Source organism: Marinobacter sp. M3C (assembly GCF_023311895.1).
Taxonomy (GTDB): domain Bacteria; phylum Pseudomonadota; class Gammaproteobacteria; order Pseudomonadales; family Oleiphilaceae; genus Marinobacter.
In genome coordinates this window covers 3959293-3972689 of sequence record NZ_CP092284.1, presented here as the reverse complement: position 1 = coordinate 3972689, position 13397 = coordinate 3959293, and the positions used below count along the sequence as shown (strand labels likewise).

Sequence of the window (13397 nt, the reverse complement as noted above, 5' to 3'; positions counted from 1 at the left end):
TAGGTATCTTGTTTACGTATAAAATCCGTATCACCTCGACGAATTTGGCACCGCCCGTCCGCTTGTTGCTGTTGATCGCAGATGAAATCATTCCGGAGACCCACCGCACGAAATACAAAACCGTTGCCACCTTTTCATTGCTCGGCGACTTTGTGGTGCTGCATGTGTCTGGTGCAATGTGCCACTGGAAAATAAAACGCGGTAGCGCTATAAAGCGTATGGGCCTGCCCGATTAAGACATAAAATCAGGGCAGATTTTCGGGAATAGTTTGAGCCCCGCGAGCAGAGCACTTTGAACGGCCTTGGCCGGAGTGTAGGATTTTGAAGCATTGGCTGGAGCCTGAGTTATGAGGGAAGCGAAGGAGAGCCCGAATCACTTTAGGGATGAAATCATTCCCTATTGTATTCAAAACACAGACCTCCATTCGCCTCTTAATTCTGCAAATTCACAAGAAGGTGTCAAGCCAGCGCGGCCCGCACTTTCTTGCCCAGATGGCCCATGTCTACCCGACCAAGTACCTGGGGGCGAAGCTCGTTCATCACCCGCCCCATGTCCTGCATTCCCTGAGCATCGGTTGAGCTGACGGCCGCACGGACCAAGCCGTCCAGGTCGTCTTCAGTCAGGGCGGCGGGCATGAATTCCTCAATAACCACCATTTCGTCCCGCTCGATGTCGCCCAGCTCCTTGCGGCCGGCATCGTCGTATTGACTGGCAGAATCGCGACGCTGCTTGAGCATTTTGTCCAGCACCTTCAGAACGTCCTCGTCATTCACCTCGCGGCGCTCATCAATCTCGATCTGTTTAACCGCAGCCTGAACCAACCGCAGGGTGCCAAGCCGAAACTTTTCCCTATTTCGCATCGCGTCTTTTACCGCATTGCTCAGTTGTTCTTTGAGTGATAATTCCGCCATTGTTGAACTCCTATTTCATAAATTAAGGGGGTTAGGTTCACATTAAACGAAGAAATAGGTGTGTTTGTCATCACCATATTAGAGGCTGCAAAGACGTCGACAAATCAAAACCCAACGGCCGTCGAAAGCCCTCAATACAAACGATCGATATAAGACTCGTGGGGCTTCGCCGTGCGGTTATCGTCGTGCGCCCATTCGCGCGGAGGCAGATCCGGAACTGGCGGCAAATCGCGACTATAATCGAATTGCTCCAGCAGGTTGCTGATGCAGTTCAGCCGTGCATGGCGCTTGACGTCGGCATCCACCATCCGCCACGGCGCGTAAGGTAAATCCGTATAGCGCAGCATCTCGTCTTTGGCATTTGAGTACTCGGCCCACAGCTCGCGCGACTTGAGATCCATCGGGGAGATCTTCCAGCGCTTGGTAGGGTCGGCGGCACGGGCCTGGAAGCGCTGTTCCTGAACTTCCTCGCTGACCGAGAACCAGTACTTCAGCAGGATAATGCCTTCCTCGACAAGCATGTGCTCGAATTCGGGGCAGGTGTGCATGAACAGCTCGACCTCCTCGGCCGAAGCGAACCCCATCACCCGTTCAACGCCGGCCCGGTTGTACCAGGAGCGGTCAAACAGCACCATCTCTCCCGACGCAGGCAGGTGAGACACGTATCGCTGAAAGTACCACTGACTGCGCTCGCGATCGGACGGTTTGCCAAGTGCGACCGTACGCACAATACGAGGATTCGTCTTCTCGGTAATGCGTTTGATGGTTCCGCCTTTGCCAGCGGCGTCGCGGCCCTCGAATAAAACCACAATGCGCAGGCCTTCGTCGGTAATGGTGCGCTGGAGCTTGGCCAGCTCCTCCTCTAATCGTGCCAGTTCCTTCTCGTAGATTTCCTTCCTCAATATACCGTGTTTATCGTAAGCATCGTCGCTGAAGCGGCGACTCGGCGACAATAGTTGCATTCGGCCTCTCCAGATTGACTGCCTGGCTTTATAAGCCGTGAATTTACTTACATTACAGAAGTGTTACAAGATAATAAACGTCATCGAAATCTTGCCAGATCGATGGTGAGGGCGTTCCAAAAAGGCCGAATTGGACTGCAGAAATTCTACCACCGCCTCTTCGGAAATAATGGTCTTCATGGCAATCCCTCAAAAACGTTACGTCATTTGTAGCATGCAAGTACCCGATTCGCACCCTGTGCCACATTACCAAATAAGAGGCTGAAAGGACGTCGACAAATCAAAACCCAACGGCTGCCCCCTCGATCACTGCCTACAATTTCTGGAATAAGAGATTAAACGCTTCAGCAGAGCAACTCCATGTCCCACCCGTTTTAAGACCTCAAACAGGACTTTCTGCTACTGGCTCAATTTATCCTCGTCTTCTCCCGTCTCGACTTAATAGCTCCGCCGCAGGCATACCGAAGTATTCCCCCTGCGAGAAATCAATGCCCAGCTCCACCACGCGTTCCTGCACCGCTTCGCTGTGCACGAATTCTGCCACTGTTTTGATCCCCATGCTTCGAGCAAATTGCACAATCCCCTTGGTCACAAGAAACGCCGTGTGGTCTTGGGCCAGATAGCGAATCAGGCTACCGTCTATCTTGATAAAATCCACGTTCATCTTGAGCAAATGGGAAAAATTGGAATAGCCGGTGCCGAAGTCGTCAATGGCGATTCGGCACCCAAAGGACTTTACTTTCTCGATAAAGCTCAAGACGTCGCCGTAATTGCGGATGCCATCAGATTCGAGAATCTCAAAGATCACCCGCTCACCAATATTGCTCGCCCGCAGATGCTCCAGAATCAGAGCGAGGGTTTCCGGGTCAGTAATATCCACGTAGGACAGGTTGATGGAAAACTCCTGAGGCTGCGTGGCAAAAGCGGCGAACGCCTTTTCTACCATGATTCGGGTGATGTGCCGGTTAAGCCGGAGTTTATTGGCCACTTCGATGAACTGCCCGGCGGCGATCACACCATGCTCGGAATCTTCCATCCTCACCAGGCACTCATACTTGGTGACTGTGCCCTGCTGGTTGTCGTGAATCGGCTGAAAATACGGCCGCAATGCGTTGGTTTCGATCGCCGTCTTGAGGCGCCGTGCCCAGTAAATGTTTTTCTCGTAGCTTTTTTCAACTTCCTGGCTCTGATCATAAAACAGGTACTTACGCATCTGCTCCCGCGCCTGCAAAACAGCAATAGTTGCCTGGTTAAGCAAACGGTCCGGTGCTGCATCGGCATTACCCTCTTTGTGGAAGGCAATGCCCGCGCTGGTATTCAGACATAACGCCTGCTGCTGCCAGATAACCCTCTGCGCACACAGAAATTCGGTCAGCTCACCGGCGAAAGTGCGCACCCGGGACTCAGCAACATCAGGACCGAGGAGTGCAAACTCATCACTGGACAGGCGATAAAGTTCGGGTGAAAGCCCAAAAGGGTGCGAGTGGGTCTGAATAAACGAGCGCACCTGCTTGCGCATGGCCAACAGCACAGCATCGCCACATTCATTGCCAAACAGGCTGTTAATTTCCTTGAAACGATCCAGGTTCAGGAGGATGAGGCAGCCACCTTGCCGGTCTTGCAGATCTCGCAACAGGCGCACACGATTGGGAAGGCCGGTCAGAACGTCTGTGTAGGAGGCCTGCAATTCACGCATGAGCTGCATAATCCGATACAGCAGGTAAAAGCTCAGAATCAGCAAAACCGAGCCCGTGATCAACAGTATCCGGTAATTGGTGTCGCGCATGGGCGCAAGCACCCGGTCAATTTCATCGTTTGGCACGCCAGCCCCATAAACCATACCCGCCGGTGTTGTGGCGTAATACAGCTCATAGAGTCGCCCGCCTACGTCCAGCTTACGTGTGCGCAGACGTTTCTGAGGGGTCTGGACATCACTTGATGCGGGTAACGCATCCGGATTATTTCCCGAAAGATTCGCTGCCAGAACGGCATCTATAATTTCCTGCTCCTGAACCGGATCTTCGTTTTGACTGAGACTGGACAGGTTTCGGTTGTTGCGGTCATTAAGAAAAGAAAAGCTGTTTTGCGTGACCTCCATACGGCTGACCAGATCTACAACCTGACCTGAAGCCCAGTCAATGGTCGCGGCACCAATCCACTCACCCGCAGCATTGACCACCGGCTGGGCAAGGGTGAGAACAGCCCGCTCAGTTGCCATGTCAAAGTACACCGGTGACCAGTAAACGGTCGAGCCCGACGCGGGACCGCGGGGGCTGTCCGCCCCGAGGGTCAGATCATACCAGCGGGTTTGCCTGAAATCGGTTGATTGTGACTGCACTCTGAGGCCGCCACTTCCGGCTTTTACCAGATAAGGCGCGTAGCGTTCATCGGCTGGCGCTACAATCCCCGGCTGATACCACAGACCCGCACCAGAGACATCGGCCTCGCTCTGAAGAAGGCTCTGCAGCGTTTTTTCAAGCTGAACCTGCAGTTGGCGCTGAGCGTTTGGCGAATCCGCCTGTTCCCGCGATAAGTTATAGAATGTCTCGCCGATGGTCGCCAGAGTGGCCACCTGCCGTTCCAGCGCAATCTGGTGGGCGTCAATGCGGACCAGTCCCGTAAAGAATACATCGCGGATCTGATCCCGGCGCAACTCATACATCGCCTGCTGGGAGTAACTCAGGTTCAGGTGAGATAACAGGAACATACCAACAGCGAAAAGCGCGATCAGCAGAAGTAGCAGCCCCATGATAGAGTGCATGGCGTAACTGCTTCTCCAGAAGCCCAGATGTGACCGTGTACATCTGAACAAAACTGGCCGTAGCAGCTGTTTAAATGGCATTGGCTGACATCAGATTGCCGAGAGCAATTTTAGCCCCCGCGTGGCCCAGCTCAACCGCAGTTCTCAACCACTTCTTGGCCGCGTTTTTGTCCTGAGCAACGCCGAGCCCCTGAGCGTAAATCTCGCCCAGCAGGTTAGCGGCCTGACCGGATTCAGGCGCGGCCTTCAGTGCCCAGCTAATAGCTGACTCGTGATTACCCAGCGCGCTCTCAATCTGCGCCATGCTCGCCTGCGCACCCAAAACGCCATCGTCGGCCGGGCCGCGACAGGCTTTCAGGGCACCGCTGAAGTTACGAATTCGGGTGAGCAGGTAGCAATCGTTAAGCTGGGGAGAGACGGCAGCTTTAGGAGTTACCACAACTTTCTGAGCGTCGTCTGCGGCGTAGGTTCTCGTACTGTCGACATGCCGTTCCAGTTCAGCCCGTTCAGCATCGCGTACTTCCCGACCATCGTTCACGGGCTCACCAGCAGACTGCCGTGCAGGTTTTGGCGACTGCTGCATGGCTTCGAGCCGCGCTTCATAAGCCGCCACATCCTGCGAACAGGAAAAGTTATAACCACGACGATACAACGTCAGGCCGGTTTTGGTGATCTCATCCGAATTGTAACGCCGGGCGGTAACGGCACAGCGGAGTTCGCGCTCCTGTCTCACTTGCTCGAGCAGGGCCGTGCGGGCCGGATCATCCGCGTATTGCTGCAGATACTCCGTCAGCGGATCAATGTAGGGTTGATCAAAAAGCGGTTGGATTTCCTGGTCAAGACTGGCAGTGGAACTCCTTTGACCGATTTTGCTCAACGCGTCACCGGTACGGCTCAGAAAGTCACTGTTCTTTAAACTGCTGCAACCTGCGGTTAGCACCGCGCACATCATGATTAAAAAAAATCGATACATCGAGTTCACCAAAAAATCCAAAAAATTCCAAACGCATTTCAGAAGACCAACCCACTCTCATTAACATTAATTCACCCGCTGCCCGATGTCCGCGATGAATTTGTAACGTAATGAAACCAGAACGCCAAACTAGCGAAAAATTCAAGCACCCGTCATCAACACGGCTGGAACCCTCCGGCGTAATGCAAAAAAACCCCTCAGCATCGTTCGATGCGGTGAACAATTCTGTCTGGTTGAATGAATTTCTCCTTTCAGATCCTGATACCGGGCACGCGTCTTGTGCCGTTTATTGTTTGGACATTACAACCGGGAAACTTGGACTTTAATTGTGCCCCCGACACCCTAATTTAAAATACTATGTCGATTATACATTCCCCAGGACACCCCAATGAACGCTATTCTCAAGAAGTTCCTATTCGTTTCAAGTATCTATCTGCTAGCACCGACCGCTGGCGCTTTCAGTCTGAATGACCCTTCGTCCAGCGGAGCACAAGCACTTTTCTCAGCAACGGAAGTCAGTGGTGAAGCCCAGCCATTGCTAGGGCAGCTCAAGGGTCAACTTGGCGTCACCGACGCTCAGGCAATGGGTGGTACCGGTGCGGAACATGTCAACCTCATATGGACAGCTCTTTAAAACGTTAACATCTATTTGCCCGCTCCAGCGCCTTTCGTGCTGCTGGTAACGTTGGGAAGTTCACAGCGCTACTTGTCTCACCCCCTATCGCCTCCGAAGTGATGGGGTTGATGTGGACAACTTCCGGCGGTAACGCGGCTTTTGGTTTCCCTTGGCAGAAGCGTTCCGGATGGTCTCTATAATACCGGTCCAGCGTTGCTTGCCGCACTTGGCCCACGGTTTGATAGTTGCCGGTGTAGACCTGAGTCGGCGTAAAGCCGGCCAGCCCGCTGTGGTGGTGTTCATGGTTGTACCAGCAAAAATAATCCGCTGCCCATAACCGTGCATATTCCAGGCTGTCAAAGCGTCCGGGAAAGTCAGGTTGCGTTTTGAGTGTTTTAAACTGGCTTTCACTGAATGGATTGTCATTACTGACTCTGGGGCGGCTGTGGCTGCAGACCACGCCCACATCGGCCATCAGGTCGAGAAAGCTCTGGGCGATCATAGGCGATCCACGGTCCTGGTGCAGGGTGACCCCGCGGTTGGTCAGCCCATATCGTGTCAGTGTTTGTTCCATGAGCTGCTGCGCCAGTTGACTGTTCTCTTTGCGGGAGATCATCCAAGCCACGACATAGCGGCTGAACAGGTCCATAACCACATACAGGTTCAGGTAGTTACCCCGGCGTGTAGTCGCCAATTTCGTAATATCCCACGTCCAAACTTCGTTTGGCCGTGTCGCGGTCAGGCGCGGTATAGCATGCGACTGAGGCGCACGTTGATTCCGGCGATCACCGGTCTGATTGGCTTGTCGCAGCACGCGATACAGTGTGCTGAGCGAGGCCAGGCACTCACCACGTTCCAGCAGCGTGTGATAGACCTGATACGGCGTTTGATCACAGAACTCGGGTTCGTTCATCCGCTCAAGTATCTGCACACGCTCCGAGGTTAAGAGCGCTCTGGGCTGCGGCGTCGTTTTACGAGAGCGCCTGACTGGGTCTGGTGCTGTGCTCTGACGTCGTCGCCACGCGTAAACGGTGCTCCGGTTCAGTCCCAAAGCATCACAGGCAGAGCGGAACGGAATGTGCGCCGGGCGCGCCTCAAGGACGGTCATGATGGATCGCTCCCATTGTTCGACAGATCGAGCATCGACAAGGCTTTTTTTTGGAGATCCACACAGTCTTCAGTCACCCGCAACCGGTGCTGCGTTTTGGTCAGCTCTTTCTCTAGCTGCTCAATGCGCTTCTGGTCCGGTGTTTTTGACGCTTTAGGCCCCGGCGCAGACTTGGATAAAGCAGCCTCGCCACCGACTTCCAACTGCTTACGCCAATCACGCAACTGGTTGCTATAGAGGTTTTCACGGCGTAATAAAGGGCCGAGTTCACCGTAGGCGCATTGATCCGCTTCGGCCAGTATTCTCAGCTTGTACTTTGTGGAAAATCGGCGACGGGTCCGCTTCTCCAACTGACTGTCTGGCAAGATGTGATTATCGGGTATCTGTGACTCAGGTTTTGGCATTGCTTACACTCCTCAATCCGCGCCCTGAAATCTATGTTAACTCATAGACCGGGTGTATGGACTGAGGTTGACACACAGGGGGTGCATTGTTGCAGCTGGTGCAAAATCAGCTAGGCACCGGCGCTATGAGCTCTCTCAACAGCGAAGCTCCAGGCCTATCCAGCCTGTTGGGGGGAGGCAGCAGTCTGAGCAAAAGTCTGCTCTCCAATATTTCGTCCATGAGCGGAGTGCAGTCGACCTTCTCAGCGCTGGGCATGAACAGCGCCATGATCCAGCAATTTGTACCGATTGTGATGGGTTTCCTTGGCGAGCAGGGGGTTAGCTCATCATTGCTTGGCCAGTTACAAAGCCTTTGGGCGCCTGCCGGCTGAGCAGACAGTATTAATTTCGATTTATTCGCGATTTTTTAAACAGCACAAAGCCATTTTAGTGACTAAACTACACTGGAATAAATGGTTATCAGGAGTTCCGTATGCAAGCACAGGGTTGCTATGCCTATCCGCACCGGCTACTCCACTGGTCAGTGGCTGGCGTGGTGTTGCTCTCTTTAGCCAGCGGCTTAACGATTGGCTTTCTGGATTTTGACGGCGCCGTCGATCTACTAGGCCAAACGCTAACCAATGTGCTCTACGGCGGCCATAAAACGCTGGGTGTGTTGATATTACTGCTGATGATACTGCGTGTTATTACCCGCCTGGCTTTTGCAGTGCCAGACCATGTACCGCCCTTGAATGCCTTAGATAGAGTCGTCAGTACAAGCGTCCAAAGCTTGCTCTATTTAGCACTGATTGCCATGCCGCTAATCGGCTGGGCAGGCACAGCCAGCGGCGATTTCCCGGTTGAATTTTTCCTCTGGCAGTTGCCCGGGTTTATTGGCAAGGACGAACAGCTCTCTGAACAGCTCTTTATGCTGCATGAATGGCTGAGCTGGATCATTTTAGCGTTGTTGGTGCTGCATGTATCTGGTGCGATGTTCCATTGGAAAATCAAACGCGATAACGTTATGAAGCGTATGAGTCTGTTTGATTAACGGACGGGTCTAGCGCAGCCACACATAAGGCGAATGGTTTGGCCAGTTCCTGACGTGTTTGATGATGCGCTTTAAGCTTTTGCGCCCAGAGAATAAAGCTTTTACGCAGGTACTGGTTACGAAAATCACGGCTATTGGTGATAGCGGTGAAAGGTGTATAAGCCATTGTATTTCTCTTCGGAAAAATAGGTTAATTTGTGTCCGATATCTTAGATTTAGTTAGTTTACTCATCAATAAGTCACAGTACTTATCAGCGAGCTTTTCGGGATTATAATTATTAATTTTTGTAAATCATTCCGAGACAGAAAAGACGCACCCTCACGTATCCGAAGCCTCCCAGATCTCGTCGGTGCGAATCATTACAGAAGCTCACGCTGAAGCGCTTGTTACTATGCCCATTGCCACATCGCCCGAGCACAACGTCTCCGAAGTTGAGATAGAGCAGGCAATCCGCTCAGGCATCGAGCGTTACTTTGACGACTGCCGGGCGCGGGTACCGGCGTTTATTGACCGGCATTTCCATTATCCCGGTGCCCTGGCAACCAACCGAATGGCGCTGGGATGGGACATGCTGCGGGCACCCATCAACCTACTCTGGGCGCCGGTGTACGCCTTGGTATGCCTAGTGAAGATTCTAGTTCCCAAACGAACAGGCCTGATGTGGCTGCACGGTTTGGCAAATCGTGTACCTGCCGGTTTTACCACCCGAGTACAACAGCACATCTCGCACCTTATTCTGGCGGACCTGTTGAACAATGGTCAGAAGGACTCACGTCTGGAGGGATATCTGATTGAGGCACTGGAGGCTGCCTATGAACGCCATAGCTGCAAGCCAATCGAGCACCAGCGATTTAGCACCCTGATTGAACGGCTGGTCGCGGACGCTCTCAGTCAGTACCGGATGACCCGGACGGCGTCTGCCGATATCACCAACAGTATTTCATGCACAGTGTTGGGCGCGTTCGCATTCCAGAAGTTTACCCCGGGCGGCATTGGGCTCGGAGTAGTGCTCGCATCCATGCTCGCAGAGACCCTGGCCGCCCAAGACTTTATCCTTGGTGGAACCCTCGGCAGTTGGTACTACAGCTGGTTTCCACCAGAGCCTTCGCTGGCGACGACGGCCAGCGTTATGATCGCTGTCATGGGCTCATTGGCGGCGTTTGCAGCTTTTTCCGGCGTTATATTCGACCCGGTTCAGGCGGCGGTCGGTTTGCATCGTCGGCGCTTGCACAAACTAATGGATCACCTGCAGCGGGACGTTACCATCAGCTCCCAAAGCAGCTTTCGCCCGAAAGACCAGTTTGTGGCGCGAATTCTGGACATGTTCGACATGATAAAATCTGGTTTACTTTAGTTAACGGAGTTTCTGCATCATGACCATGAAGGTGTGAACTGCAGAGGCATCTTTAAATTCTCGCGCTCCGCGCGCACAATTGAAAGGCAACTCACTTCCAGGCGAACACGCAAACGATGTCATTAAACGTAAAAACCCGGATTCTCTTCTACTCCAAGCGCCTGAGCGTTTACTTGGTGCGTTACCCAGAGGGCCACAAGGTGGTGCCCCACGTAGACATGCTATCCGAAGGCCAGCTGTACAAGCTCAATTGCGTACTGGTTAAGCCCAAAGCCGGCGGTGAGTTCATCTGCGAAAAAAACGTATTCAATCTGTTTGGGAGAGTCATACTCTTCCGGCCGGACCTTTACCAACACCGGGTTTCGAAGATTGAGCGCGGCAACCGCTGGCTACTCAGTTTTGCGTTGACCCAAAACTGAGCGAAAACGAGGAACGATGGAATTCACCTTCCTGGGCACGTCTGCCGGAACACCGACACGTTCACGAAACGTAACCGCCCTGGCCCTGTCGCATTCTGGCCACAAACCCTGGTACCTGGTGGACTGTGGCGAAGGCACTCAGCACCAACTGCTACGCGCTCACTACTCCGTGATGCAATTGCGGGCGATATTCATCACCCATATCCACGGTGACCACACCTTCGGCCTGCCGGGGCTGCTCACCAGTGCCTCCATGCTGGGCCGCACAGAACCTTTGGACATCGTCGCCCCCGTCCAAACTCAACGCTTCATCAACGCAACGCTCGAAAACAGCGACTCCAGTCTCGGCTATACCCTGAACTTCATCGATTCCGAAGCACCGGACTTCTGCTGGAAGGATCAAGACTTTGGGGTGACGAACGTGGCGTTGTCCCATCGAGTACCTTGCCGTGCCTACGTGTTCACTGAGCGAAACATTGAGCGACAACTGTTACAGGACAAGCTGAACGAGGACGGCATCGAATCCGGGCCCAGCTGGGGGGAGTTGCAGAAAGGCAATGACGTAACGCAGAAGGATGGCCGCCTGCTAAGGAGTGACGATTACACACAAGCTCCCCGCGTTGCCCGCCGCCTGATCGTCGCCGGCGACAATGACGACCCTAACCTGCTGACCGACGCCTGCAAGGGAACCCATGCGCTGATTCACGAAGCCACCTACACTCAGGACGTGGCCGACCGGGTTGGGCCCTGGCCACAGCACAGTTCCGCAGAACAGGTAGCCCGGTTTGCTCAACAGGCCCAGTTGCCCAGCCTGGTACTTACCCACTTCAGCTCACGCTACCAGTCCGCGCCGGGCGGCACGCCCAACATCAACCAATTGGCAGCCGAAGCCATGCAACACTACAAGGGCCAACTATTTCTGGCCCGGGATTTTGACACTTACCGGCTGGAGAAGGACTTGTCGCTGATGTGCCTGACCACATAAGGGCCTACTACTCTTCAATACGCCTTCCGATAGTTACCCTGATAATCAAAAATCCGTTCCTGCACCTGCCAGTAGTGCTTTTGTTTGCGGGCAATGACAAAATCCGGCGCAGGCAACAAGGCTTGCATCTCAAGCACCTGTTCAATCCTGCTGAACACTTGCGGGGCCTGGCTATTCGCGAAACGCCGTCCAAACAGTTTGTTAAACACGTTGCGCTGTGCCGATTTGCTGAAATCAAAAGACTCGCTGAGTTCTTCCCCTTCTTCACCGTGATAGGTGATTCTTAGTTTGCTCTCTTTTTTTCTGTCATTGACGCTTAATGTAATCCCAGCGCAACGAATCACCATGGCATCTTTGAGTTTCAGGGCGTCTTTTAGCTGATCATCCGGGTCGATAATCGCTTTCTTACACTGCTGACAGTTGCGGGCCGCGATATCATTCTCGGCACCGCAGTGTGGGCACTCCTTGAAACGAAAACGGTAATCGCACTGTTCAGGGCGCCGGTTCCGCGCTGCAGGCTCATCCCCTTCAGCAAGCTCTAGCAGCCCCTGACAACGGCGACCGTAATGCTCGATAACATGGCCGTCACTATCTACTTTGCCCCAGAAAACATTGGCAAAACCACAGCCTGGGCAAAATACCTGCACCGGTTCACAATCGGGGTTCGGTTTCTTCTCCCCTACTTCCGGGTGGTACAGATTGACGCTGTTGCCCGCATAATCAATCACCAAGCAATCCTGTTTACCCTCGTCCAGACGAAGACCGCGACCCACGATTTGCTGATACAGGCTGACCGACTGGGTGGGGCGAAGAATGGCAATAAAGTCCACATGGGGCGCATCAAAGCCCGTGGTGAGTACGGATACATTCACCAGATACTTTAACTGCTGTTTTTTAAAGCGCTGAATCAGCGAATCCCGTTCGTTCAGATCGGTAGCGCCGGTAATCAAGGCGGTCTGGTGTTCCGGCAAATAGCCGGTGATCTCCCGCGCATGGTCCACGGTTGCCGCAAAAATCATCACCGCCTTGCGCTTAACGGCCAGTTCCATCACCTGTTCAATAATGGCACGGGTCACACGCTGATGTTTGCCCAGCAGCTGGTTAACGTCTTTTTCGGCGTATTCGCCAAAACGGTTCTGAGACAGCGTGGAGAAATCGTATTGCGCCACTGCCGCGTTAACCAACTCAGGCCTGGTGAGATACCCCCAACTAATCATATAGCTCAACGACAATTCATAAATACAATGCCCAAAGGGCTTAGTCTGTTCATCACTACCGCTACGGACGAAGCCCCGATAGTGATAGCGATAGATCCAACCCATGCCCAGGCGATAGGGTGTGGCGGTTAGCCCGAGTACTTTAAGGGAGTCATTCTGTTGCCGTAGCAACTCGATGATTGTTTGATACTGGCTGCTGTCATCTCCACTGACCCGATGGCACTCATCAATGATGATCAATGAGTATTCATCCTTGAACTGATCCAGATTTGCCGAAACAGACTGCACACTGGCGAAGGTTACCTGATGTCGGTTTTCCTTACGCTTTAACCCGGCGGAGAAGACCCCGCCCGTTAACCCATAGCTCTGGTATTTGGCGTGATTTTGCTCAACTAGCTCTTTTACGTGGGTCAGCACCAAAATTTTACGCCGGGCAAGACGGGCCAACTCGGCAATGACCAGACTTTTACCCGCACCGGTCGGCAGCACAATAACCGCAGAATCATCCGATTTGCGAAAGTGTTTCAACGTGGCATCAACGGCTTCCTGCTGGTAAGGCCTCAGTTTAAAAGGAGCATTCATTTCGCAGTGCTTAATCGTTATTAGGATGGGAAGGGGGTCATATTAACAAATACCGGTGCCGTTCGTTCGGGAA

Annotated in this window: 15 protein-coding genes; 7 read left to right on the top strand and 8 right to left on the bottom strand. The window is 53.2% G+C overall.

The window, feature by feature from the left end; translation table 11 throughout:
• Window positions 1–8: 8 nt before the first annotated feature.
• Window positions 9–236 carry a hypothetical protein gene (locus tag MIH18_RS18670; protein WP_249005810.1) on the top strand — a complete coding sequence of 76 codons (228 nt, stop codon included), beginning with the start codon at window positions 9–11 and terminating at the stop codon, window positions 234–236.
• A 223-nt stretch (window positions 237–459) separates the two neighbouring features.
• Here MIH18_RS18670 and MIH18_RS18665 read toward each other — a convergent pair whose 3' ends face one another.
• From MIH18_RS18665 to MIH18_RS18645, 5 genes are all read right to left on the bottom strand, one after another.
• Window positions 460–912 carry a GatB/YqeY domain-containing protein gene (locus tag MIH18_RS18665; protein WP_249005811.1) on the bottom strand — a complete coding sequence of 151 codons (453 nt, stop codon included), beginning with the start codon at window positions 910–912 and terminating at the stop codon, window positions 460–462.
• A 131-nt stretch (window positions 913–1043) separates the two neighbouring features.
• Window positions 1044–1874 carry a polyphosphate kinase 2 gene (gene ppk2 / locus MIH18_RS18660; RefSeq protein WP_249005812.1) on the bottom strand — a complete coding sequence of 277 codons (831 nt, stop codon included), beginning with the start codon at window positions 1872–1874 and terminating at the stop codon, window positions 1044–1046.
• Window positions 1875–2286: 412 nt separating this feature from the next.
• Window positions 2287–4635, bottom strand: coding sequence for an EAL domain-containing protein (locus MIH18_RS18655; RefSeq protein ID WP_249013237.1), 2349 nt, complete (start codon window positions 4633–4635; stop codon window positions 2287–2289).
• Between the two features lie 70 nt (window positions 4636–4705).
• Window positions 4706–5512 (bottom strand): hypothetical protein, encoded by an 807-nt coding sequence (locus MIH18_RS18650; protein ID WP_249013236.1) that lies wholly within the window; start codon window positions 5510–5512, stop codon window positions 4706–4708.
• Window positions 5513–5537: 25 nt separating this feature from the next.
• Entirely contained in the window at window positions 5538–5753 is a 216-nt protein-coding gene (locus MIH18_RS18645; protein WP_249013235.1) for a hypothetical protein, read from the bottom strand.
• 243 nt (window positions 5754–5996) lie between these two features.
• Here MIH18_RS18645 and MIH18_RS18640 point away from each other — a divergent pair, with 243 nt between their 5' ends.
• Window positions 5997–6242 (top strand): DUF2780 domain-containing protein, encoded by a 246-nt coding sequence (locus tag MIH18_RS18640; RefSeq protein ID WP_249013234.1) that lies wholly within the window; start codon window positions 5997–5999, stop codon window positions 6240–6242.
• Between the two features lie 4 nt (window positions 6243–6246).
• On the opposite strand, the gene MIH18_RS18635 is transcribed toward MIH18_RS18640, so the two are convergent.
• Window positions 6247–7332 carry an IS3 family transposase gene (locus MIH18_RS18635; RefSeq protein WP_249006780.1) on the bottom strand — a complete coding sequence of 362 codons (1086 nt, stop codon included), beginning with the start codon at window positions 7330–7332 and terminating at the stop codon, window positions 6247–6249.
• Entirely contained in the window at window positions 7329–7736 is a 408-nt protein-coding gene (locus MIH18_RS18630; RefSeq protein WP_249006779.1) for a transposase, read from the bottom strand. Before MIH18_RS18630 ends, MIH18_RS18635 begins: the two co-directional genes overlap by 4 nt.
• 86 nt (window positions 7737–7822) lie before the next feature.
• Here MIH18_RS18630 and MIH18_RS18625 point away from each other — a divergent pair, with 86 nt between their 5' ends.
• The 5 genes from MIH18_RS18625 (at window position 7823) to MIH18_RS18605 (ending at window position 11525) form a co-directional block, all read left to right on the top strand.
• Window positions 7823–8107, top strand: coding sequence for a DUF2780 domain-containing protein (locus tag MIH18_RS18625; RefSeq protein WP_349293792.1), 285 nt, complete (start codon window positions 7823–7825; stop codon window positions 8105–8107).
• Window positions 8108–8208: 101 nt separating this feature from the next.
• Window positions 8209–8766: a cytochrome b gene (locus MIH18_RS18620; RefSeq protein WP_249005816.1), complete on the top strand. Its 558-nt coding sequence runs from the start codon at window positions 8209–8211 to the stop codon at window positions 8764–8766.
• Between the two features lie 350 nt (window positions 8767–9116).
• Window positions 9117–10121: a DUF6635 family protein gene (locus MIH18_RS18615; protein ID WP_249013232.1), complete on the top strand. Its 1005-nt coding sequence runs from the start codon at window positions 9117–9119 to the stop codon at window positions 10119–10121.
• 116 nt (window positions 10122–10237) lie between these two features.
• Window positions 10238–10540: a 2OG-Fe(II) oxygenase gene (locus MIH18_RS18610; protein WP_249005819.1), complete on the top strand. Its 303-nt coding sequence runs from the start codon at window positions 10238–10240 to the stop codon at window positions 10538–10540.
• Window positions 10541–10556: 16 nt separating this feature from the next.
• A complete protein-coding gene (locus MIH18_RS18605) occupies window positions 10557–11525 on the top strand; it encodes a ribonuclease Z (protein ID WP_249013231.1) in 969 nt (322 codons plus the stop codon).
• Window positions 11526–11539: 14 nt separating this feature from the next.
• Here the strand turns inward: MIH18_RS18605 and MIH18_RS18600 are convergent, their stop codons facing one another.
• On the bottom strand, window positions 11540–13324 hold the full coding sequence (locus MIH18_RS18600; RefSeq protein ID WP_249013230.1) for a DEAD/DEAH box helicase: 1785 nt from the start codon (window positions 13322–13324) through the stop codon (window positions 11540–11542).
• Window positions 13325–13397: the final 73 nt, after the last annotated feature.